This window comes from Streptomyces sp. NPDC048211 (genome assembly GCF_043202315.1).
Taxonomy (GTDB): Bacteria; Actinomycetota; Actinomycetes; order Streptomycetales; family Streptomycetaceae; genus Streptomyces.
Genome location: NZ_JBIDAD010000022.1, coordinates 39,562 through 62,250 on the forward strand (window position 1 = coordinate 39,562; position 22,689 = coordinate 62,250).

Here is a 22,689-nt window from a genome sequence, read left to right on the forward strand (position 1 = left end):
GGCCCGGGGAGCCCGCGGACCGACGGCCCGGACGCGGGAGCCCGCGGACCGACGGCCCGGACGCGACGCATGCGCGTCGGGTCCGGGCCGTGGCCGTGGGCGGGGGAGCAGGGGGTCAGGTCACGGTGCCCAGGGCGCCTCCACCGCCCAGGTGGTGTCCTCGGTGAACGTGGCCGGGTTGTCCCAGGCGTGCCCGCCGCCCGGCGTGGCCAGCCACACCTCCGAGGCGATATGGCGCAGATAGCTGCCGGGCAGGTTGGCGCTGGACAGACGTACGCCTCCGGTGCCGGCGATGGCGCACCAGGTGGCGTCGGCCTTGAAGAGCGCCGAGCCGTCGTTGGCGTCCCGCCGGACCCGGAAGTCCCGGTGCCGGAGGTACTCACCGGGATAGTTGCGGGACTCCAGCGAGTAGCAGTTGCTGTTGGCGAGCCCGGTGACGATCTTCCAGGTGGCGTCGTTCTTCAGCAGCGCGCTGCTCCCGCTGTCGACGACCTCGGTGAAGGCGAGCGCGTCCTGATGGCGCAGGTACTTGTTGGTGTACCCGGGCGTCGTGACGCGGAGCGACTTGTACTGCCCGGTGGGCAGCGTCACCGGCGGGGCCGGGTTGCGTGAGGCGTTGATGAGGGCCTGGTTGGCGGCCTTCACCCGGGCGGTGTCCACCTTGACGACCTGACGGTCGTAGGTGAGCAGCCCGTTCGCCTCGTTCTCGACGTCGGTGATCTCCGTGTAGACCGAGGCGGAGAGGCCGGCGGGCAGCTGGCCCACACGGATGCTGTCGAGCAGCCCGACGAACCGGTTGTTCAACGCGGAGACGCTCGCCTGGTCCTCGTAGCTGAAGCCGCCGCCGGGGAACCACTCGTGCCCGGGGACCTTGTAGCCGAGGCCGCCGAACTCGCCGAGCACGGCCGCGCGCGTCGCGGTCGGCGCGGTGTTGCCGGGGCCGACGTAGATGTGGTTGTCGACCACGTCCCCGTTGCCGCCGTCCACCGAACCGCAGCAGTTGACCCCGCTCATGTTGTTCACCAGCCGGGACGGGTCGTACGCCTTCACCTCGTTGGCGATCCTCGCCTGGTCGTACTGCCCCCAGCCCTCGTTCTGGTCGACCCACATCACGAGCGAGGGCGAGCTGCGGTGCTGGTCGATGATCGCGTGGAACTCGGCCTCCCACTGGGTGCGGGCCGCCGTGTCGGGACTCTTGCCGGTGTCCATGGCCGGCATGTCCTGCCAGACCAGCAGACCCAGCTTGTCCGCCCAGTAGAACCAGCGCTGCGGTTCCACCTTGATGTGCTTGCGGACCATGTTGAAACCGAGGTCCTTGTGCGCCTGGAGGTCCGACTTCAGGGCGGCGTCGGTCGGCGCGGTGTAGATGCCGTCCGGCCAGTAGCCCTGGTCCAGGGTGCCGGTCTGGAAGACGAACTTCCCGTTGAGGACCGGACGCAGCACGCCGTCGACCTTCGCCACGGCGATCGAGCGCATACCCGCGTAGCTGCCGGCCGAGTCCGTGACGGCCGAACCGTCGAGCAGCTCCGCCTTCACGTCGTAAAGGAACGGGTCCTCCGGAGTCCACAGATGCGCGTTCGGCACCGGGACGGAGATCTCGGAGCCGACCGTTCCGGTGGCCGTGCCGACGACGTTCCCGCCGCTGGAGACGGTGACCCGGGTGCTGCGGCCGGACGCGGACGCGCCCTGCACCTTCACCCGCAGCGTGCTGTCGCCGAGGTTCGGCGTCATGTCGAGGCGGGTGATGTGGGCCGCCGCGACCGGCTCCAGCCAGACCGTCTGCCAGATGCCGGAGGCCGCGGTGTAGAAGATGCCGCCGCCGTTGTGCGGCTGCACGTCATTGATGCGCTGCTTGCCGACGGCCTGGCCGCCCGTCTGCGTCGGGTCGTACACCGAGACCACGACCGTGTTCGTACCCCCGTTGAGCTGCGGGGTGATGTCGTACGCGAACGAGTCGTACCCGCCCTTGTGGGCGCCGACCTGGGTGCCGTTGACCCAGACCGTGGTCTGCCAGTCGGACGCGCCGAAGTTGAGCTCGACCCGGCGGCCGTTCCAGTTCGACGGCACGGTGAAGGTGCGCTTGTACCAGAGCTTGTCGTTCTCGGTGATCTTCCGCTGGATGCCGGAGAGCGCGGACTCCGCGACGAAGGGCACGCGGATCTGATCGGGGAACGAGGACGGCTGTCCGGCGTCCCGGCCGGTCACCGCGAAGTCCCAGATGCCGTTGAGATTGGCCCAGTCGGGCCGGGTCAACTGCGGGCGCGGGTATTCCGGCAACGGCTTGTCGACCGGGACCTGGCCGGTCCACGGCGTCGTCATGGGGGACGGCTTCGGCGTCCAGGAAGCGGCACCTGCCGGCGCGGAGCCGACTCCCACCAGTGCCGAGGACACCAGCGCCAGCAGTCCGGTCGTGGCGATCGCTCGTCTCCACCACGGCCTACGGCCGGGCACACGTAAACGGCTCATTCGGTTCGTCTCCTTCGTCGGGTGCTGCCCCGGTACGGGGAACTCCCCGCGCCGGGTGGCGCGGGGAGCGGTGCGGGACGTGCGTGGAACGGTCAGAGGTCAGACGAGCTGCCAGAGGTGGTCGTCGGTGCCGTTGTCGTCGAACTGGACGACGTGGGCGCTGTCGGCGGTGGACATGGTGTCGACGCCGAGGACCTTGCCGGAGTGGCGGTTGCGGATCCGGTACCAGCCGTCGCCGTCGGGGACGAGCTGCCAGAGGTGGTCGTCGGTGCCGTTGTCGTCGAACTGGACGACGTGGGCGCTGTCGGCGGTGGACATGGTGTCGACGCCGAGGACCTTGCCGGAGTGGCGGTTGCGGATCCGGTACCAGCCGTCGCCCTCCGGGACGAGCCGCCAGTCGTGGTCGTCGGTGCCGGTGTCACCGAACTGCACGACGTGGGCGCTGTTGGCCGTGGACATGGTGTCGACGCCGAGGACCTTGCCGGAGTGCCGGTTGCGGACGCGGTACCAGCGGTCGGAGAGCCAGGGCTCCGCGTCCGGAGCGGCCGTGGGGAACGAGGTGATGCGCAGCCGCGCCGCACCCATGGGGACGAGCGTGACCTCCTCCACCGGCTCCGTGCTGCGGGCCGGGCTGTCCTGGAGCGGCATGACGACGTGCTCGTCGTCCGCCGTCCACTCCGGGATCCTCCGCGCCTGCGCGGTCATGGTCAGCGGGGAGCCTTCGAGCGTGAACGGATTGGCGTCCTTCACGTGACGTACCGCGTGGTGGCGCAGCGAGGCGGCCGGCTCCCGGTCGTCGAGTACGAGGCCGTAGTTCCACGGACTCGTGGCGTGCACCGCGTACTCCGGGAACTGTTCGGTGCCGCCGATGCGCTGGTACTCCTCATCGATGCGCAGGGAGTACGTGAGCGGACCGCGGTCCACGCTCACGGAAGCGTGGTTGTGCTCCCAGGTGCGGACGGTGGTCTTCTGCGGGAAGCGGAGCGTCACCTTGTCGCCGTCGGACCAGGTGCGGTCGACCCGTGTGAAGGCCGGACCCGCGGGGGCGTCGACCGGACGTCCGTTGACCTTGATCTCCGGGCTGTCGCACCAGGCGGGAACGCGCAGTACCAACGGGAACGCCAGGCGCTTCGGTGCCTTCAGGGTCAGCGTGACCGTGTCCGTGAAGGGGTAGTCGGTCTCCTCCGCGAAGGTGACCTCGGTGCCGTCCGCGACCTTCGCGGTGACTTCGCAGCTCGCGTACATGGCGGCGGCGAGACCTCCGTCGGGTGTGGCGAGCCACAGTTCCTCGACGAAGTAGGGCCAGCCCATGCCGTAGTTGTGCGGGCAGCAGCGGTACTGGTCGACGCCGGGCAGGAACGCCTGCATGGCGAAACCGTTCTGGAACTGCCGGCCGCTCTTGGGGACGTTGTCCAGATCCACGCTGTTGGCGCTGCTGACGTAGTGGATCGCCTTGCCCGAAGGGTCGAGCGAGGCGGGGAGCGAGTTGAAGGCCAGATCCTCGCAGCGGTCGGCCCACAGCGGATCCCCGGTGATCCGGGTGAGCAGCTGGTGGCTGGCCATGAACTCGACGATCCCGCAGGTCTCGAAGCCCTGCCGGGGGTCGCCGTGCCCGGGACGCGCGTTCTCGTCCCCGGCGAAACCGCCACCGGGGAACTGCCCGTACTGGTCCATGGCCTTGCCGTACGTCCCGTACGTGTTCCGGGTGTCGTCGGCCGAGCCGCTGCGCAGCGCGTACTGGGCGGGCTCGCGGAAGCCCTGCGCGATGTTGACGTTGTGCAGGTTGACCAGGTTGTCGCCCCAGTCGGCCCCGTTCGCGTGGATCTTGTCGGCGAGGTCCAGCAGGAAGGTGTCGCCGGTGCGGTTGAACAGCCAGAAGACGCTGTCCAGGCCGTCGCCCCAACGCAGGGCTATCCAGCTGGTGTTGAAGGCACCGGGCCCCTGGGCGTTCATGTAGCGGAAGAACCGGCTCAGGAAGGGGATGACCCGGGTGTCACCCGCGTACTCCTGCCAGGAGCGCAGGGCCTGGATCAGCGGCAGGAAGGGCCAGAAGTCCGGGCCGCCGTTCAGGGACGTACGCAGCGCCTTCGGTCCGAAGAAGCCGTCGGCCTGCTGGGTGGCGAGAATCGCGTCGAACCAGCGGCGGACCGCGGCGAGTGCCTTCGCGTCACCCGTGACGATCGCGAGGTCGGTGTATCCCCGCAGCCAGTACGGGACCTCCTCCCAGCCGCCCAGGTCGGGGCGGACCCAGCCGGTGCCGGTGAAGTCCAGGAAGTGCGAGAACTCCTCGTAGCGGCCGCACAAGCCGTCCAGCTGGAGCTTCAGCTGTCCGGCCAGCCAGCCGCGCGCGGTGACCTTGCCGGGCGGGAGCTTCAGGAACGCGGTGGGGTGCAGTGGCGCGGCGTTGGGGGAGTAGTGGCCGCCGTGGGCGGGCTTCGCGCGGTGCTCGGCCGCCGTCGCCGTGGTGGCCCAACGGCCGGAGGCGGCCGTGGTGGCGGCGACGGTGGCCAGCGCGCCGGCCATGAGTTGTCTGCGGTTCAGGGGCATGGAAGGGCTCCTGCTCTGGGCCGGCCGGGCGGGGCTCCGGCTGGGGGGACGGCACATGACACTTCGGGGTTCGCCATCGGCCCGGTGGGACCGGCCATGAGGCTCACCTCACCCGGGCGGATGCGGGACGTGCGTACGGCACGGCACGCCGTCGCGACCGGAGGGCCGGCGCGACACCGTGCTTGCAACGTTGGAAAATTGGGTACCGGCGGTATGACAGCACGGTGTCGGGCGGCTGTCCAGGGGTGCGGCGGTAACCGGGCCGCAGGAGTAGTCCGCCGGTGCCGGGCAACTCCGACACATTTTGGAAACGCATCGACAACGCTCTTGCCGCCTGCGCCGCGGCGCCTATATAACGTTGTAAACCGAGCCGCCGAGAGGCCGCGCAGACTCTCACGACCGCAGTTCGTCCAGGTGGCGGGGTCGTGAGTAATGCAGTGACATCAGCCGCCGAGCGGCAGCCGATGCATCGTCCAGCCATGCCCGACCGCACGCCCATCGGCGTGCCGTCATCCCCGCCAAGGAGCTCCCGCGCATGATCATCCAGCGCCGAACCCGTACCCTCGCCGTGGCCTGCCTCCTCGCCGCCACCGCCACGCTGGCCGCCTCCGGCTGCTCCAAGTCGGAGACCTCGGACAACGCGACCGCCGACAGCAGCCAGGGCGCGCAGGCGGCTAAGTCCCCGGAGTCCTCTTCCGGTTCGGGCTGCTCGCTGCAGACCTACGGCGCGCCGAAGCTGGACCTGAAGAACGCGGTGGTCGGCTTCTCCCAGTCGGAGAAGGAGGCCAACCCGTTCCGTATCGCCGAGACCCAGTCCATCAAGGACGAGGCCAAGAAGGTCGGCGTCAAGAAGCTGCTCACCACCAACGCCCAGTCGCAGCTGTCGAAGCAGATCAGCGACATCCAGGACATGCTCTCCCAGGGTGCCCAGTTCCTCATCGTCGCCCCGCTGAACTCCGACGGTCTGGAGCCGGCGCTGAAGGCCGCCGCAGCCAAGAAGGTGCCGGTCCTCACCATTGACCGCAAGGTCAACTCGACCGCCTGCAAGGACTACGTGGCCTTCCTCGGCTCCGACTTCGTGGAGCAGGGCAAGCGCGCAGCGGACGCGATGATCAAGACGACCGGTGGCAAGGGCAAGGTCGCCATCCTCCTCGGCGCCTCGGGCAACAACGTCACCACCGACCGCACCAAGGGCTTCGTCGACCAGCTCAAGGCCAAGGCCCCCGGACTGGAGATCGTCGCGCAGCAGACCGGCGAGTTCGCCCGCGACAAGGGCCAGCAGGTCATGGAGCAGCTGATCCAGTCCAAGCCCGACATCACCGCCGTCTACGCCGAGAACGACGAGATGGGCCTCGGTGCCGTCACCGCGCTGAAGGCCGCCGGCAAGAAGCCCGGCAAGGACGTCAAGATCGTCTCCGTCGACGGCACCCGTAACGCCGTCCAGGCCCTGGTCAACGGCGAGTACAACGCCGTCATCGAGTCGAACCCGCGCTTCGGCCCGCTGGCCTTCGCGACCGCCCAGAAGTTCTACGGCGGCGAGGAGATCCCGGAGAACGTCATCATCACCGACCGCGCCTACGACGAGTCCAACGCCAAGGCCTCGCTCGGCGGCGCGTTCTGACCGGACCCAGCCCCACCCGCCCGGATCGCCGGCCGGCGCCGGCCGCGTACTGATCCGTACGCGGCCCCGGCCCGCACCGGACCTGTCGGACCACCCGCCGCCGTGACGTCGCCACCCGTCACGGCGGCCCCGGGCCCCCACCCTTGGAAGAGCGGAAGGCCAAGAACAGCCATGGCACCACCCGAAGCAGTACCGCAGCCGCCGCAGCCGGCCGCCGACGCGCAGGACACATCCGCGCCGGGCGCCGGTGGGCCGGATGCCGCTGCGCCGGTCACCGGCGTACCGCAGGCCCCCGCACCGGCCGCGGCCGTCCTCGAAGCCCGCTCGGTGAGCAAGCGGTTCCCCGGCGTCGTCGCCCTCGACGACGTCTCCTTCTCCCTGCGCGCCGGGGAGACCCACGCACTCGTCGGGGAGAACGGAGCCGGGAAGTCCACCCTGATCAAGGTGCTGACCGGCGTCTACCGGCCCGACGAGGGCGAGCTGCGGCTGGCCGGCGAACAGATCACCTTCGCCCGGCCGTTCGAGGCGCAGCAGGCAGGCATCTCCACGATCTACCAGGAGGTGAACCTCGTCCCGCTGATGAGTGTGGCGCGCAACATCTTCCTCGGCCGGGAGCCCAAGAACCGGCTCGGCCTGATCGACTTCGCCCGCATGCACCGCGAGACGACGGAACTGCTCGACGGCTTCGGCGTACGCGTCGACCCGAAGAGGCCCCTGCACACCCTCGGCATCGGCACCCAGCAGATGGTCGCGCTGGCCCGCGCCGTCTCGGTCAACGCCCAGGTCGTCATCATGGACGAGCCCACCTCCTCGCTGGAGCCGCGCGAGGTCGAGACCCTCTTCCGGGTCATCGAGGACCTGCGCGCACGCGGCATCGCCGTGCTCTACGTCAGCCACCGCATGGACGAGCTCTACCGGATCTGCGACCGCGTCACCGTGCTCCGCGACGGCCGCCACATCCACACCGGTGACCTCGCCGACCTCGACCGCATGCAGCTCGTCTCGATGATGCTCGGCCGCGACATGGCCGAGGTCCGCCGCGACGGCGTCACCAGCTTCGGTTCCGAAGGACACGACGCCTCCCGGACCCCCGTGCTCACCGCGACCGGCCTCTCCCGCGACCACCAGCTCCACGACATATCCCTGTCGCTGTACGCGGGCGAGGTGCTCGGCCTCGGCGGGCTCCTCGGCTCCGGCCGCAGCGAGACCGCGAAGGCACTGTCCGGCGCGCTGAGCCTGGACTCCGGCGAACTCAGCATCGGCGGACGCACCCTGCGCCGCCTCACCTCCGCCGGCGCCATCCGGGCAGGCATCAGCCTGCTGCCCGAGGACCGCAAGGCCGAGGGCATCGTGCCCGGCCTCTCGGTCCGCGAGAACATCGTGCTGGCCGCGATGCCCCGTCTCTCCCGCGCCGGCATCGTCTCCCGCGCCAAGCAGGACCGCGTCGTCGACATCTTCATGAAGCGGCTGCGGATCAAGGCCGCGAGCCCCGAACAGAAGGTGGGCGAGCTCTCCGGCGGCAACCAGCAGAAGGTTCTGCTGGCCCGCTGGCTCTGCCTCGAGCCCAAGGTCCTGCTGCTCGACGAACCCACCCGTGGCATCGACGTCGGTGCCAAGGCCGAGGTGCAGAGCCTCATCGACGACCTCGCCCGCGAGGGCCTCGCCGTCCTGCTCATCTCCTCCGACATCGAGGAACTCATCGAGGGCGCCGACCGCATCGTCGTCCTGCGCGGCGGCGCGGTCGCGGGCGAACTGTCGGGCGACGAGGTGGCCGAGAGCCATCTGCTCGAAGTGCTCGCCGACCACTCACCGGCGCCCGCAGGGAAGGCCCCGGCCGCCAAGGAGGACCCCCGATGACACAGGCCACAGTCTCCGCCCCCGCAGCCCGGCCGCTGGCCCGGCTCCGCGACCCCGCCTGGTACCAGGAGTACGGCGTCTATCTCGCCGTCGCGGTCGTCCTCCTTTTCAACGCCCTGTTCACCGAGCACTTCATGACCGCGGACAACCTCCGCACCCAGCTCGTGCAGGTCGCCCCCATCGTCATCGTCGCTCTCGGCATGGCGCTCGTGATCGGTACCGAGGGCGTCGACCTCTCCGTCGGTTCGACCATGGCGCTGGCCACCGCTCTGCTGCCGCTCTATCTCGGGTACGGGCTGGTGGCCGCCCTCGTCATGGCGCTGCTGGCCGGCGCCCTGGTCGGAGCGATCAACGGCTCGCTGGTCTCCCTCGTCGGGCTGCAGCCCATCGTCGCCACCCTCGCCCTGTTCGTCGGCGGCCGGGGTCTGGCCCTGGTCATGGCGGACGGTCAGCTCAAGCAGATCGTCAACCCCGACCTGCTGTCGCTGGGCACCGGATCCTTCCTCGGCATCCCTCTGGTCGTGCTCATCGCCGCCGTCCTCGCGGTCGCCGTCGCCTTCCTGGTTCAGCGCACCACCTTCGGCCGGCAGGTCGTCGCCATCGGCGGCAACCGGTCCGCCGCCGCCCTCGCGGGACTTCCGGTGCGGCGCGTGCTCATCGGTGTGTACGTGCTCTGCGGGGTCCTGGCGGCACTGGCCGGCATCCTCGCCACGGCCAGGCTCACCGCCAGCGACCCCTCCTCGCTCGGCACCCTCATGGAACTCTCCGCCATCACGGCGGTCGTGGTCGGCGGCACCCCGCTCAACGGCGGCTCCATCCGGGTCCTCGGCACCGTCGCCGGCGCCCTGCTGATGCAACTGCTGCGCGCCACCCTCGTCAAGCACGACCTGCCCGACTCCACCGCACAGATCGCCCAGGCGGCCATCATCATCGCCGCCGTCTACGTCGCCCGGGAGCGTCGGTCCCGATGAACGAAACCTCACCCGCACCCGCACCCGTGGCCCAGGCACCGCGCACGACTCCGACAGCGGCCGGCGGCGGCGCGATCCGCCCCGCGGCCGGGCAGCGCGTCGCCGAACTCCTCCAGCGCCAGGGCGTGCTCGCGGTCCTGCTGACCGTCGTGATCGTCGCGTCCTTCATCTACCCGACGTTCGCCACGCTGGACAACGCCCGGGGTGTGACCATCCAGGCCTCGTTCCTGGCCGTGGTGGCACTCGGCATGACCATGGTCATCATCACCGGCGGCATCGACCTGTCCGTCGGCTCCGTCTTCGCCCTGGGTGGTGTGCTCGCCGCCTGGGCCTCCCAATGGGGCTTCCTGGCCGCCCTGTTCGTCCCCCTCGTGGTGTGCGGTGCGATCGGACTGCTCAACGGCTTCCTCGTGGCCCGCGCCGGGATGGCACCCTTCATCGTCACGCTCGCCACCCTGCTGGGCGCGCGCGGCCTGCTCCTCGCGTTCACCGACGAGGGCGCCACCACCTACCTGGTCCCCAAGGGCTCCGCCTTCGCCGAGCTCGGACAGGGCAGCGTATGGGGCTTCGGCTACCCGATCCTCATCGCCCTGGTGCTGTTCGGCATCGGCGGACTGATACTCCAGCGCACCTCGTTCGGGCAGACGCTCTTCGCGGTCGGCGGCAGCAGTGACGCGGCGACGCTGATGGGCCTGCCCGTCGCCCGTACCAAGATCCTCGTCTACACGCTCAGCGGACTCCTGGCCGGACTCGCCGGCGCGCTCAACGCCGCCAGGCTCTCCTCCGGCGTCACCATCGTCGGCGTGGGCATGGAGCTCGACGCGATCTCCGCCGTCGTCATCGGGGGCACCCTCCTGATCGGCGGCGCGGGATCGATCAGCGGCACGCTCTGGGGCGTACTGCTGCTGGCCGTCATCCAGAATCTGATCAACCAGATCGGCTCGCTGAACTCCTCGTACCAGTCGGTCGTCAGCGGAGGGTTCCTTATCGTTGTCGTCGTGGCCCAGCGCTATCTGGCGCGCAGCCGCAGAACCACCTGAACCGGTGCCGGGGCCGCGGGCCCCGGCACCGGCAGAGCCGAACCGGCGGAGCCGGGCCACCGCGCGTCAACGCGCGACAAGTCGATTCAGGGAGTGCCGTGGGCGTCAGCCTCAAGGACGTTGCGCAACGGGCGGGCGTGTCCATCAAGACCGTGTCGAACGTGGTGAACAACTATCAGCACGTCACACCGAAGATGCGGGCCAAGGTGCAACAGGCCATCGACGAGCTCGGCTACCGGCCGAACCTCACCGCACGCCATCTGCGCAAGGGCCGTACGGGCATCATCGCCCTCGCCGTCCCCGAGTTCGGCAACCCCTACTTCGCGGAGCTGGCCGGAGAGGTCGTCGACGCGGCAGCCCGGCACGACTACACCGTGCTGGTCGACCACACCGGCGGACTGCGGGAGAAGGAACTCCTGGTCAGCCAGGGATTCCGGTCCCATGTGATCGACGGCCTCATCCTCAGTCCGATCCATCTGGAGACCGAGGACCTGATGGCGCGCACCGAGACCGCGCCGCTGGTGCTGCTCGGGGAGCGCGAGTACGAGGCCCCTTACGACCACATCGCCATCGACAACGTGGCGGCGTCCCGCGAGGCCGTGCGCCATCTCATCGACCAGGGAAACCGCCGGATCGCCTTCCTCGGCTCGCGCACCGGCCGCGAACGGCAGCCGGCCCACCTCCGGCTGCGCGGCTGGCGCGAGGAGCTCGCCGCGGCGGGCATCGAGGCCGACGAGTCGCTCGTCGTCGTCACCGACGGCTACGGCCGCGAGGACGGTGCCACCGCCATGGCGGCCCTCCTGGACCGCGGCGAACGGCCCGACGCCGTGTTCGCCTACAACGACCTCATCGCCATCGGCGCGATGCGCACCCTCTCCGAACGGGGACTGCGCATCCCCGAGGACGTGGCCGTCGTCGGCTTCGACAACATCGAGGAGAGCCTCTACGGGGCCACCACACTCACCACGGTGGCCCCCGACAAGGAGGCCATCGCCCGGCTGGCCGTCGACAGCCTCGTCGAGCGCCTCTCCGGCAACCCGGTGTCCGAACCCCGGCGCCCCCGGCCCGGCTACCGGCTCGTCGTCCGCGAATCCACCGTTCCCCGGCCGCCCGCGTAGGCGCGACGCCGGGCTTCCCTCTCCTGGAGGGGAGCCCGGCGCCGTGTTCAGGGCGCAGTACCTGCTTCGCCCGGCCGTCCGCTCGTCCCAAGGATCTCTGATGCCTCGCCCCACCGTGAACCGCACACCGTTCGGAGCCCACGGGCCCACGGACGTCGATGTCTGGACCCTCGACTCCGGAACAGGAGTCCGGGCCGAGATCCTCACCTACGGCGGCATCCTGCACCGTCTCACCGTGCCGGATGCCGGGGGAGCGCCCGCTTCGGTCGTGCGGTCGCTGGTCTCCCTCGACGACTACACGGGGAAGAACCCGTTCTTCGGCGCCCTCATCGGCCGCTTCGCCAACCGCATCGCGCACGGCCGCTTCACCCTCGACGGAACGGCGTACCGGGTTCCGGCCACCGACCGGGGCCACGCCCTGCACGGCGGCCCCGACGGCTTCCACACCCGCGTCTGGCAGGCCGAGGGGGAGGCCACCGACACGGCCGCGACCCTCCGGCTCACCCTGCACAGCCCCGACGGAGACATGGGCTTCCCCGGCGCGCTGGACGTCGCCGTCACCTACACCCTCGACAGGGCGGGCACCCTCGCCCTCGACTACACCGCCACCACGGACCGGCCCACCGTCGTCAACCTCACCAACCACGCCTACTTCGACCTCACCGGACAGGGCGACATCCTCGGGCACACACTCCAGGTGGACGCGGACAGCTACCTCCCCGTCGACGAGGACGGCATTCCGGAGGGCCCGGCCACGGCCGTACACGCGACCCCGTTCGACCTCACTGCCCCGCACGGCATCAAAGAGCGCCTCGCGCTGCCGGACGAGCAACTGCGCCGGGCCGGCGGCTTCGACCACTGCTGGATCCTTCACGAGCCCGGCACGCCGGCCGGCCTGCGCCGGGCAGCCCGGCTCACCGCCCCCGGGGCGGAGCGGGTCATGGAGGTGTGGACCACCGAACCGGGCATCCAGGTCTACACCGCCAACCAGTTGGACGGCACCCTGGCCGCGCCCGGCGGCGGGCGGCACGAACGTCACAGCGCCGTCTGCCTGGAGACCCAGCACCTGCCCGACTCGCCCAACCGGCCCGGCCACCCCAGCACCGTCCTGCGTCCGGACGACGTCTTCTCCAGCCGCACCGAGCTGAGGTTCCCGCACCTTGCCGCGGCGACGGACTGACCGACGCGCCACCGGCCGGGCGGATGCGGGAATGCGGGAACGGGGCCGCCTGTTTCGACGTCCATGACCTTTTTCGTGGACGTGACCGTTCGGGGCTACGAGCTCGATACGCAGGGCCATCTCAACCAGGCGGTCTACCTCCAGTACGCCGAGCACGCGCGCTGGGAGCTGCTGCGGGCCGCCGGACTGCCCCAGGAGAAGCTGCTCGCCGACGGAGTGGGGCCCGTCGCGCTGGAAGCCACGGTCAAGTTCCTCCGGGAGTTGCGGGGCGGGGAGCGGGTGCGGGTCTCCTGCCGGTTCGACTACGGAGAGGGCAAGACGTTCACGGTCGCCCAGCAGATCCTCAAGGAGGACGGCACGGTGGCGGCCGAGATCACAGGCGTGGCGGGCATCCTCGACCTGACGACGCGCAGGCTCGTCGCCGATCCGGCCGGCCGGCTCGCCTCACTCGCCAAGGACCCGGAGCTGCTGAGCGGCTGACTCGACGTCAGCGCACTTTCCGGCCCGCCGCCAGGGAGGCCACCGCCTTCCGGAGGCGGGCCGCCCTGACTTCGGGGGTCGATGCCGTCATGAGGCGCAGGAGCACCAGATAGCGGTCCGATCTGCCGAGCTCCTCGTAGAAGAGCCGCGCCGGCTCGTCCGCCGCCAGGGCCGCGGCGAGGTCGGCCGGGACGGTGGCCCTGCTCTGGGAGGGGTACGCGGCGTCCCACCGCCCGTCGGATCGTGCCGCCTCGACCTCGGCGAGGCCGGACTCACGCATCCGCCCGGCTGCGAGGAGCGCCTCGACCTTCTCCACGTTGATCTGCGACCACACGCTCCGGCGTCGGCGCGGCGTGATCCGCTGGAGGTAGTACACCTCGTCGAAGGACTTGCGCTGCCCGTCGATCCATCCGAAGCACAGAGCCGAGTCGATGACCTCGGCCGCGCTCACCGACTCCACGCCGGAATCGCGCTTGGCGATCTTCAGCCAGAGCCCGGTCCGGTCGGTGTGGTGCTGCTCCAGCCATGATTCGAGCTGGGCGGCCCGCGCGAAGGGACGTGCGTTCTCCGGGGTGTCCAGGGTGTCCGTCATCCGGCTGCGCCTCCTGAGGGGCCGGGCCCGTGCCCGGCTGCTGCGCCAGGCTAACCAGCCTCTAGGACGGATTCTGTCCTGAACCATCGAACTACGACGGGTCTCGTATTATGGTGAGCCCCGGACGAAGCGACGATGCGGAGCGACCGTGACCCCTGCCAGCGCCACCGATCCGGCAGCCGGCGCCCGCACGCTGGCCCATCCCTCGCGGGACGAGATCAGGCTCGAATCGGTCCTGCACGCGCTCTCGGACCCGGTGCGCCTGAGTGTGGTCCGCGAACTGGCCGCTGCCGAGGACGAACTCACCTGCTCCCGCTTCGACCTGCCGGTGACCAAGTCCACCAGCACCCACCACTTCCGCGTGCTCCGCGAGAGCGGCATCGTCCAGCAGGTCTACCGCGGCACGGCCAAGATGAACGGGCTCCGGCGTGAGGACCTGGAAGCGCTCTTCCCCGGGCTGCTCGACCGGATGCTCGAAGCGGCGAACCTCCAGGCGGACCGCCTCGGCGAGGGCTGACCGCCCGGAGCCGCTGCGGCCCGGCCCCCGCCCCGAGGCTGCTCCGGGCCCAATGTCCCGCGGTCACGCCTGGCTGCCGCCGCGCGCCGCTCCCATCAGCCCCGGCCAGTCCGGGATCTTCACCGGCCCTCGGCCGAGCGAGCGTCCCAGGGTCGCTTCCGCCCGTTCGATCGACAGCCAGCCGTCCCACTCCACCGGCCGCAGCCCCCAGGACCGGAGCACGGCCAAGGGGTCCGGGGCCGACGCGCGTCCCGTGAGCAGGGGTGCGTCCTCGATCAGCGACGCGACCGTCTCCTTCGCGCACGAACGGTTCGACCCGATGACTCCGGTGGGACCCCGCTTGATCCACCCCGCGACGTACTCCCCGGGAGACGGCACCCCGTCGCGCAGCACGCGGCCGGCCCGGTGGGGAACCGTTCCGTGCGCCGCGTCGAACGGAAGTCCGGGCAGGGGGATGCCCCGGTAGCCGACCGCCCGCAGGACGAGCTCGGCGCCGATCTCCTCGTACGTCCCGGTGTCGCGCACCCCGCCCTTGCCGTCCGGAGCCGTTCGGGCGAACCGGACGCCGGCCACCCGGCCGTCGCGTTCCAGCATCTCGACCGGGCGCAGGAAGAACCGCAGTCCGATGGTCCTCGGCCGGTCGTTACCGGCCCGGGGTGCCTCGCGCGCCCATCCGCGCAACACGTCGAGGTTCCGCCGGACCAGGGCCGGCAGCGGCGGGGCGTCCGGTGCGATGCCGCCGTACACCGGGTCCAGGGCGAGCTCCGCGGGATCCACGACCATCCGGGCCCCGGGCAGCGAGCCCAGCTCGCGGAGCTCCTTGGTGGTGAACCGCGCCTGGGAGGGGCCCCGCCTGCCCGCCATGTGCACCTCGCGCACCCGGCTGTCCGCCAGCACGCCGAGAGCGGGCTGCGGCACGTCGGTGGGCCGCAGCTCATCGGCGCCCCGGGCGAGGATCCGTGCCACGTCGACCGCCACGTTGCCGACACCGATCACGACGACCGAACGGGCACGGAGCGCGAAGAGGCCGCCCGCCGCATCCGGGTGGGCGCTGTACCAGGAGACGAACTCGGTCGCCGAGTGGCTGCCCGGCAGCTCCTCGCCGGGGATGCCCAGGGGGCGGTCCGTGGCGGCTCCGACGCAGTAGACGACGGCGTCGTAGAGCTCGGCCAGCCGCTCGGGCGGCACCCCGTTCCCGCCCACGGCCACATGGCCGACGAAGGTGACGCGCTCATGCTCCAGTACGGCCCGCAGACTCTGCTGCAGCGATTTGATCTTCTCGTGGTCCGGTGCGACGCCGTACCGCACGAGGCCGTACGGACAGGGCAGCCGGTCCAGGACATGGACCCTCACGTCGGGCACCGCGGTCTGAGCGACCAGGGCCTGGGCGGTGTAGACCCCGCTGGGGCCGGAGCCGACGACGGCGACACGAAGCACGGCGCACCTCTTCCCTGAGGGTGTCTCCAGCATCGCACCGGAGGGGCCGGTGAGGGAGAGGCGCGCCCCGTGCTCCTGTCGGCGGTGCGTCCTTATGGGGGGCTGTCGGGGGTCCGGGGGAGTCGTCGGGCCTCAGGAGGAGAGAGCGCGCATCCGGCTGATCTCGGTGGTCTGCTGGGCCACCACATCACCGGCCATCTCCTCCACCTGCACGTTGTTCCCCTCCGAGAGGACGTCGGTCGCCATGGTGACCGCCCCCTGGTGGTGCGTGATCATCAGCTTGAGGAACAACTGGTCGAAATCCTTCCCCTTCGCGGCCCCGAGCTTCTCCAGCTGGCCGGCCGTCGCCATGCCGGGCATCGCCGCGTGGTCGTGTCCGCCGGACTGCCCGGGCCGGCCGTGGCGGCTGAGCCAGCCCTCCATCGCGCCGATCTCGGGCTGCTGGGCGGCGGTGATGCGTTCGGCGAGTCTCCTGACCTGGGCCGAGCGGGACCGGGTGGGGACGAGTTCCGTCAACTCCAGCGCTTGTGCGTGGTGTTGGATCATCATCTGCACATACCGGACGTCGGCCGAGTTGGGAGTGTCCACCCCGGCCTCCTTGACGGCCTCCGACGGGGAGAGCGTCCGTGCGGGTTCGCCCGGTTTCCCGGGCGCCACGACCGAACCGGCCTGGTGGGCACCGGACTTCGAGCCGCTTCCACCGCTGCCGTCGTCGCAGCCGGCCGAGGTGAGCACGGCCGCCACGACGGCCGCGCCGAGGGCGAATCCGCGGAACCGCAGGGTCTGACGACGAATCAACAAAGCGACCTCCGTTGATACAGGAGTGGTTGCGCTCTGTCCTAGCACGTCAACGCACAGCTTTGATCAAAAACTTTCATTACGTCTCTGTTGCCATCTGTTGAGATGCCCATGGCAAGGACGATACTGCCGGAGTCCGTGAACCGGTCAACTACATACGGATCCATGGGAGGACGCAGTGACCTCGTTGCACACCACCCCGGTGCGGCGCAGACGTCTGGGCGTGGCGGCAGCCGCCGCCGGGCTCTTCGCCACTCTGCTGATGGCCGGGCCCGCGGCCGCGACACCCGACCCAGGTGACGCGACCGCGAGCCGAACCGAACTCTCCGCGAGTCAGGAGGCGGAGGCGACCGCCGCGATCGCAAGCGGTGAGGTACCCGGCGTGGACGAGATCGTCCACAGCAGCAACATCACCCACCTCGCCAATGTCCCCAAGGATGCCCTCCAGGGGCTGAACACGGACCTGGCCTTCCAGGGGAAGTACGCCTTCGCCGGAAACTACGACGGCTTCCGGATCTTCGACATCAGTAATCCGAAGGCACCTCGCACGGTCGCCCAGGTGCTGTGTCCCGGATCGCAGAACGACATTTCCGTCTCCGGGAACCTGCTGTTCCTCTCCACGGACTCCTCGCGCAGCGACAACTCGTGCACCAGCACCACCCAGCCCGCCACGGAGAAGTCGTCCTGGGAGGGCATGAAGGTCTTCGACATCAGCGACAAGCGCAATCCGAAGTACGTCGCCGCCGTCGAGACCTCGTGCGGATCGCACACCCACACGCTGGTTCCCGAGCGCAACAACGTCTACGTGTACGTCTCCTCGTACTCGCCGAGCGAGACCTTCCCCGACTGCCAGCCGCCGCACGACGGGATATCCGTCATCAAGGTGCCGCGCAAGGCACCCGAGGAAGCCCGCATCGTGAACTTCCCGGTCCTCTTCCCGGACGGCGGGAACCCGGGCGGTCCCACCAACCCGGGCGTCTCCAAGACCACCGGTTGCCACGACATCACCGTGCTGCCGTCCAAGGACCTGGCCGCAGGTGCCTGCATGGGTGACGGTCTGCTCTTCTCCATCAAGGACCCGGAGAACCCGAAGATCATCGACCGGGTGCAGGACAACGTGAACTTCGCGTTCTGGCACTCCGCCACGTTCAACCAGCGGGCGGACAAGGTCGTCTTCACCGATGAGCTCGGCGGCGGTGGCGCGGCGACCTGCAACGAGGAGATCGGTCCCAAGCGCGGTGCCGACGGCATCTACGACATCGTCGGCAAGGGTGACCACCGCAAGCTCGTCTTCCGCAGCTACTTCAAGATCGACCGTCCGCAGGCCGACACCGAGGTCTGTGTCGCCCACAACGGTTCGATCATCCCGGTCAAGGGCCGCGACCTGATGGTCCAGGCCTGGTACCAGGGGGGCGTCTCGGTGTGGGACTTCACCGACTCCTCCCACCCGAAGGAGATCGGCTTCTTCGAGCGCGGCCCCGTCACCACCGACCAGGTCACCACGGCCGGCCCGTGGTCGGCCTACTACTACAACGGCTACATCTACTCCAACGACATCGCCAAGGGCTTCGACGTCCTGAAGATCGACGACCGGCGGACCGACCCGGCGAAGCGGGTGCGGACGGACGAGCTCAACGTCCAGACGCAGCCGGACTACTTCGACCGCTGAGCCCTCGGGATCCACTGGGCCCGCCGATGGCCGGCCGCTGAACCCGGCGGCCGTCCGACCGCCGGACCGCGCTGCCGGTCCCGCCCGGGTTTCCGCCCGGCGGGACCGGCTTCCGCGCTCCGGGTGCGTTCATTGACCGATCCGCCCGGCCGGGCCATGCTGTACCCCCGCGCGGGCAGGGTCTCGTACCGAGCCCGTCGCGCGGTCCTCGGCCGGAGTGCCGGCCGGGGTGACCGGCTGGTTCCGGCGACGCAGGGGATCGCCGGAATCAGACGTCTCAGGCGGCCTCGTACCGGTGCGCCCGGCCGCCCCGCCATTCGACCCACTCGGGGCTGTCCAGGATCCGCTCTGGGTCGTCCAGCCCGGCACCCTCCAGGAACACGATCACGTCGTGATCCGAGTGCGCGAGGCCGAGAATCTGGACCCGCCCGTCGCGCTGCACGGTCACGCGCCGGCCGCCGGAGGGGGACGGCCGGAAGATCACGATCGGGGGAGAAGTCATGCCTCCAGGGTGCGACGTGCGGACGGCCGCCGCACAGGGAACCGAAAACCCGGCTCCGCAGCAGATCAGGCAGGCGCACCGAGCCTGCGCCGGTCGTTGGCGGTCAGGCGGTCAAGCGGTCAGGCGCTACAGACAGCGCAGATAGCTCAAGCGGCGCAGGCACTCAACGGCTCAAGCGGCTCAAGCGGCTGAAGAGGCTCAAGCGGCTGAAGAGGCTCAAGCGGCTCGGGCGGCTCAAGCGGCTCGGGCAGCTCAGGCGGCGGACCTGGCGTTTCCGCCGGTGGCCGCGGCCCACTCGACCAGCAGTCGCTGGTACTCCTCCTCGTCCTCCGGGGACAGGTATCCGCCCGAGCGCTGCCACAGATCGCGAATGTCTTCATTCACCACTGCGGCGGAACGCACGGAACCGGATGGGCACGGAGTCGGGGACATAGCTACCAGGCTAAGGCCCCGATGTGACAATCCGACCCATGGCGCGTCAGGGACATCTCTCACATGTCTGTCAGGCAACCTCGGCGGCCAGTCCGAGCTCCCGGAGTCCGTCCGGCCGCTCGTCCACCGGGGCATGCCGCACGAAACGCACGTCACAGCCCAGTGCGGACGCCCCGGCGTCCGCGTGCCGGTCGTCGCCGACCATCACCACATCGGTCGGATCCTGTCCCAGAAGTGTGCAGGCGGTGTGGAAGAGGCGTGCGTCCGGTTTGTGGACACCGTGCTCGAAGGACAGGACGTACGCCGCCACGTAGGCGTCCAGACCGTGCGCCCGGAAGACCGGCCTCAGGTCCCACCCGATGTTGCTGACCACGCCGACCGGGACGCCCCGGGCGTGCAGTGAGGCGAGCACCTCCGCGGCATCCGGATAAGGACGCCAGGCGGCCGGGGTCCGGTGCCGGTCGTACAGGGCGTCGTAGAGCCGCGGATCCGGCAGTTCCACCTGGCGGGCCAGGCCCGTGTACGCCTCGCGGTGCCGATGCGCGCTCTCGTCGCGGGATGCCCAGGCGGACGCCAGTCTCCCGGGCACGTGCTGCGGAGGGGGCCCGCCCGGCAGCGCACCGCAGGCCTTCAGCTCCCGTACGTACCGCTCGAAGTCGGCGTCGTCCACGCTCACCCCCTGCTCGGCGAGGGTCGCGGTGAGCCATGAACGGACGGATTCGATCCGGAACAGCGTCCCGGAGAAGTCGAAGAGCGCACCCTTGATCGGCATGGGCCGATCCTCGCCGACGCGGGGCGGGCGGGGCAAGGACGCCTGCTCAGTCCCCTTCGTCCGGGTGGTGGCGGGAGGCGTACCGCTCGTACCCGACCGTCGCGAAGGCGGTCAGGGACGCCCCCAGCAGCCACCCGCCCAGTACGTCGGACGGCCAGTGCACGCCCAGGTAGAGCCGGGTCAGCCCCACGCCGAGTACGGAGATTCCCGCTGCGGCCAAGGCCGTCCGCCGGATCCAGAGGCGGACGCCGTACCGGCGCAGGAGCCACAGCAGCAGACCGCAGCTCACGACGGCCGTCATCGCGTGTCCGGAGGGGAACGCCGCGTAGTGGGCGGAGTCCACCGGGTCGGGCCACCGGGGGCGCTCCCGGCCGACGGCGGCCTTGATGCCCTGCTGGAGAAGGCTGGAGACCAGAGTCGTCACCGCCACCCAGGCGGCGAGGACCCGGGCTCCGCGGCGCCACAGGGCGATCACGGCGACGGCGATCAGCGCGCGCATCGTCCAGGGGTCCCACAGCCAGTCCGTGAGGACCCGGTTCACATGGACGAGTCCGGGCTCGGCCACCGCCCGGCGGTGCAGGTCCTGGGCGATGTCGCGGTCCAGGCGCATCAGGGGAGGCCACCGCGCGGCGACCAGGCCCAGCAGGACCAGGGCGAGGGCCCCGCAGACGACCCCGCAGACGACTCCCGCCCACGGTGCCGGCGAGGGGGTGCGGGTGCGGTGCGCGGGGGAGAGGGGCGGGGAGTGCATGAAGGGATCCTTGCCGACGGGCGGGCGTACGGCCATCACGGCGCGGCGGCACTGCTCAGCGGGTCGTCGCCGGCTGGTGCCGAGTGGCCCCCGGCAGTGCCCGGATCGCCTCCCGGTGCGCCGGGGCCGCGGTCTACCCCAGTGCGCTGAGGGCCGGAACGAACGCCACCAGGAGCGGGATCGCCGGCAGGAGTGTGGCCGCCGCGGTCAGCCACAGCCGACGCCCCGCCGTGAGCCTGCCCGCGGGCGCCAGCAGCCGGTTCACCCGCAGCGGCATCTGCGCATCCGGTGTCGGGCAGGGTCCGAACACTCCACGGTCCTCGTTCAGTTCGACCAGGGCCAGCGCGGTGGTCAGCCGGCCGAAGCGCCGGGAAGCCGTGTCGTCTGCGGCCAGTTCGACGAGCCGGTGCATCTCGCCGCGGAACGCCGCGAACACCGGCACTTGCGGAAACCCGGAAGCCAGCGCCGCCGAGCAGTTGAGCAGCCAGTCGTGGCGCGCGTTCGCATGCCCCTGCTCATGGGCGAGCACCGCGTCCAGCTGACGTCCTTTCAACCGGCCCAGCGCAGCAGTGGTGATGACGAGCCGGGGCGCCGTGCCGGGCAGCCACCAGGCGTCGGGGCGTTCCCCCTCCAGCACCACCAGCCGACCGCTGCCGGGTTCCTCGCCGGGCATCAGCGGTGAACGCACCAGGAGTTCGGACCGACGCCGTCCGCGCTCCAGGCGTACCCGACGGATCTCGCGGGTGAGCATCGCGGCTGTCCACACACCACCGAGGGCCAGCAGCACGGCCATCACGGCCGACCACGGTCCGTAGGCCGCGAGAGCATAGGCCTCGACGACGGCGTGCGGAGCGGGCGCGAACACATGGCCGCGCACCGCCTGCCAGGCCGCGGCCGCGCTGAGCGTCATGGACAGCCCGAACGACAGCAGGACGCCGGCCACCACGCACTGCCAGACCCACAGCGCCACCACGGGCTCGCGCTCCGGCCATTCGGCCCGCGCCATCAGCCGCGGGGTCACGACGGCGGCCAGTGCACCGAGCAGCAGCAGCGCGAGGGAGACCAACATGGCGTCAGCCTATGAGCGGCATGGCCCGCACCGGTATGGGTGCGCTGAGCAAGTGACGTACGCCACGGTCTGCGGGACGCCCTGTCTCACAAGGTGAGCAGCATGGCGAACATGGCTATGCCCATGGTCAGCCGGCATGCCAGTGCCAGCTCGGGCCGCGCCCCCCAGCCGCCCGCCGGCGGTCCCCCGGCCACCGCGCTGCCCCCGGTCACTGCCCCACCCCCGGCAGTCGTCGCCTTCACCGGGATCAGCCGGGCGCCTGAGCGCAGCACGTACGCGGCGTAGTAGGCGAGGAGCAGCCCGGTCAGCAGGGGGACCCCGCCTGCGGCGGCCATCGCGTGCGACGCGTGACCGCCGTGCCCCGCCCCGCCCGGCCGCGCCATGACGACGGACATGTAGACCATCGCCGACGAGCCGACCAGGTGGTGCAGATGGTGACCGCTGCGGCGCGAGAACCACAGCGCGCGCAACGCGGCCACACCGAACAGCACGGCGTACAACGCCCATCCCCACGCGGGCGGTGCGACGACGGCGGCCGGCACCGCCATCGCGGCCATTCCGAAGCCCATCAGCGCCTCCGCGCGCGCCGTCCTGCGTTCCTCGCCGCTCCCGTCGTGCGCCCGCAGCAGGCAGTACGCGCCCGTGGCCGCGCACAATGCCATCAGCAGCCAGCCGGACATCGCGGGTCCGTGCACAGCAGAACCTCCCCCTGGGCGAACGTCATCGCCGTCGTCTAGTCGATGCCCGTGCCCGGACGCCCGTACGCGGCGCACTGGGGTAAAGGGGGAGCGCGCGGCGGGGGTGAATCGCTGAGGCGCGGTGCCGGCACGCCGGATTCCGGCCGCCCGGCGCACAGACCGGGCCCGCCCG

Annotated in this window: 20 protein-coding genes; 9 read left to right on the forward strand and 11 right to left on the reverse strand. The window is 70.7% G+C overall.

The window, feature by feature from the left end; genetic code table 11:
- Window positions 1-120 precede the first annotated feature (120 nt).
- Both ACGFZA_RS39465 and ACGFZA_RS39470 read right to left on the reverse strand, forming a co-directional pair.
- Window positions 121-2,391: an AbfB domain-containing protein gene (locus ACGFZA_RS39465; RefSeq protein ID WP_385282462.1), complete on the reverse strand. Its 2,271-nt coding sequence runs from the start codon at window positions 2,389-2,391 to the stop codon at window positions 121-123.
- A gap of 174 nt (window positions 2,392-2,565) precedes the next feature.
- On the reverse strand, window positions 2,566-5,013 hold the full coding sequence (locus tag ACGFZA_RS39470) for an RICIN domain-containing protein (RefSeq protein ID WP_393685638.1): 2,448 nt from the start codon (window positions 5,011-5,013) through the stop codon (window positions 2,566-2,568).
- Between the two features lie 535 nt (window positions 5,014-5,548).
- On the opposite strand from ACGFZA_RS39470, the gene ACGFZA_RS39475 reads away from it, so the two are divergent.
- The 7 genes from ACGFZA_RS39475 (at window position 5,549) to ACGFZA_RS39505 (ending at window position 13,280) form a co-directional block, all read left to right on the forward strand.
- Window positions 5,549-6,634 (forward strand): ABC transporter substrate-binding protein, encoded by a 1,086-nt coding sequence (locus ACGFZA_RS39475; RefSeq protein ID WP_385282369.1) that lies wholly within the window; start codon window positions 5,549-5,551, stop codon window positions 6,632-6,634.
- A 171-nt stretch (window positions 6,635-6,805) separates the two neighbouring features.
- Entirely contained in the window at window positions 6,806-8,491 is a 1,686-nt protein-coding gene (locus tag ACGFZA_RS39480) for a sugar ABC transporter ATP-binding protein (RefSeq protein WP_385282366.1), read from the forward strand.
- Window positions 8,488-9,462 carry an ABC transporter permease gene (locus ACGFZA_RS39485; RefSeq protein ID WP_393685640.1) on the forward strand — a complete coding sequence of 325 codons (975 nt, stop codon included), beginning with the start codon at window positions 8,488-8,490 and terminating at the stop codon, window positions 9,460-9,462. The genes ACGFZA_RS39480 and ACGFZA_RS39485 overlap by 4 nt, the downstream gene beginning before the upstream one ends.
- The gene (locus ACGFZA_RS39490) at window positions 9,459-10,502 is read left to right on the forward strand and encodes an ABC transporter permease (protein ID WP_393685642.1); all 1,044 of its coding nucleotides are present in this window, start codon (window positions 9,459-9,461) and stop codon (window positions 10,500-10,502) included. Before ACGFZA_RS39485 ends, ACGFZA_RS39490 begins: the two co-directional genes overlap by 4 nt.
- Window positions 10,503-10,600: 98 nt before the next feature.
- Window positions 10,601-11,620 carry a LacI family DNA-binding transcriptional regulator gene (locus ACGFZA_RS39495; RefSeq protein ID WP_385282359.1) on the forward strand — a complete coding sequence of 340 codons (1,020 nt, stop codon included), beginning with the start codon at window positions 10,601-10,603 and terminating at the stop codon, window positions 11,618-11,620.
- A 100-nt stretch (window positions 11,621-11,720) separates the two neighbouring features.
- The gene (locus ACGFZA_RS39500) at window positions 11,721-12,800 is read left to right on the forward strand and encodes an aldose epimerase family protein (RefSeq protein ID WP_393685644.1); all 1,080 of its coding nucleotides are present in this window, start codon (window positions 11,721-11,723) and stop codon (window positions 12,798-12,800) included.
- A gap of 63 nt (window positions 12,801-12,863) precedes the next feature.
- On the forward strand, window positions 12,864-13,280 hold the full coding sequence (locus ACGFZA_RS39505; protein ID WP_385282354.1) for an acyl-CoA thioesterase: 417 nt from the start codon (window positions 12,864-12,866) through the stop codon (window positions 13,278-13,280).
- Between the two features lie 7 nt (window positions 13,281-13,287).
- Here ACGFZA_RS39505 and ACGFZA_RS39510 read toward each other — a convergent pair whose 3' ends face one another.
- Window positions 13,288-13,872 (reverse strand): YdeI family protein, encoded by a 585-nt coding sequence (locus tag ACGFZA_RS39510; protein WP_385282351.1) that lies wholly within the window; start codon window positions 13,870-13,872, stop codon window positions 13,288-13,290.
- A gap of 148 nt (window positions 13,873-14,020) precedes the next feature.
- On the opposite strand from ACGFZA_RS39510, the gene ACGFZA_RS39515 reads away from it, so the two are divergent.
- Window positions 14,021-14,389 carry an ArsR/SmtB family transcription factor gene (locus tag ACGFZA_RS39515; protein ID WP_393685647.1) on the forward strand — a complete coding sequence of 123 codons (369 nt, stop codon included), beginning with the start codon at window positions 14,021-14,023 and terminating at the stop codon, window positions 14,387-14,389.
- Between the two features lie 63 nt (window positions 14,390-14,452).
- Here the strand turns inward: ACGFZA_RS39515 and ACGFZA_RS39520 are convergent, their stop codons facing one another.
- Together ACGFZA_RS39520 and ACGFZA_RS39525 are read right to left on the reverse strand one after the other, a co-directional pair.
- Entirely contained in the window at window positions 14,453-15,826 is a 1,374-nt protein-coding gene (locus tag ACGFZA_RS39520) for an FAD-dependent oxidoreductase (protein WP_393685649.1), read from the reverse strand.
- 132 nt (window positions 15,827-15,958) lie between these two features.
- On the reverse strand, window positions 15,959-16,627 hold the full coding sequence (locus ACGFZA_RS39525) for a DUF305 domain-containing protein (RefSeq protein WP_393685651.1): 669 nt from the start codon (window positions 16,625-16,627) through the stop codon (window positions 15,959-15,961).
- Window positions 16,628-16,802: 175 nt separating this feature from the next.
- Here ACGFZA_RS39525 and ACGFZA_RS39530 point away from each other — a divergent pair, with 175 nt between their 5' ends.
- Window positions 16,803-18,293 (forward strand): LVIVD repeat-containing protein, encoded by a 1,491-nt coding sequence (locus ACGFZA_RS39530; RefSeq protein WP_393685653.1) that lies wholly within the window; start codon window positions 16,803-16,805, stop codon window positions 18,291-18,293.
- A 277-nt stretch (window positions 18,294-18,570) separates the two neighbouring features.
- On the opposite strand, the gene ACGFZA_RS39535 is transcribed toward ACGFZA_RS39530, so the two are convergent.
- The 6 genes from ACGFZA_RS39535 to ACGFZA_RS39560 form a co-directional block, all read right to left on the reverse strand.
- A complete protein-coding gene (locus ACGFZA_RS39535) occupies window positions 18,571-18,795 on the reverse strand; it encodes a hypothetical protein (protein WP_266775677.1) in 225 nt (74 codons plus the stop codon).
- 252 nt (window positions 18,796-19,047) lie between these two features.
- Window positions 19,048-19,227: a hypothetical protein gene (locus tag ACGFZA_RS39540; RefSeq protein ID WP_385282337.1), complete on the reverse strand. Its 180-nt coding sequence runs from the start codon at window positions 19,225-19,227 to the stop codon at window positions 19,048-19,050.
- A gap of 70 nt (window positions 19,228-19,297) precedes the next feature.
- Window positions 19,298-19,999 (reverse strand): HAD family hydrolase, encoded by a 702-nt coding sequence (locus ACGFZA_RS39545; RefSeq protein ID WP_393685656.1) that lies wholly within the window; start codon window positions 19,997-19,999, stop codon window positions 19,298-19,300.
- 46 nt (window positions 20,000-20,045) lie between these two features.
- Window positions 20,046-20,750 carry a phosphatase PAP2 family protein gene (locus tag ACGFZA_RS39550; RefSeq protein WP_393685658.1) on the reverse strand — a complete coding sequence of 235 codons (705 nt, stop codon included), beginning with the start codon at window positions 20,748-20,750 and terminating at the stop codon, window positions 20,046-20,048.
- A gap of 133 nt (window positions 20,751-20,883) precedes the next feature.
- On the reverse strand, window positions 20,884-21,819 hold the full coding sequence (locus tag ACGFZA_RS39555) for a M56 family metallopeptidase (protein ID WP_385282328.1): 936 nt from the start codon (window positions 21,817-21,819) through the stop codon (window positions 20,884-20,886).
- A gap of 86 nt (window positions 21,820-21,905) precedes the next feature.
- The gene (locus ACGFZA_RS39560; protein WP_385282326.1) at window positions 21,906-22,514 is read right to left on the reverse strand and encodes a DUF5134 domain-containing protein; all 609 of its coding nucleotides are present in this window, start codon (window positions 22,512-22,514) and stop codon (window positions 21,906-21,908) included.
- Window positions 22,515-22,689: the final 175 nt, after the last annotated feature.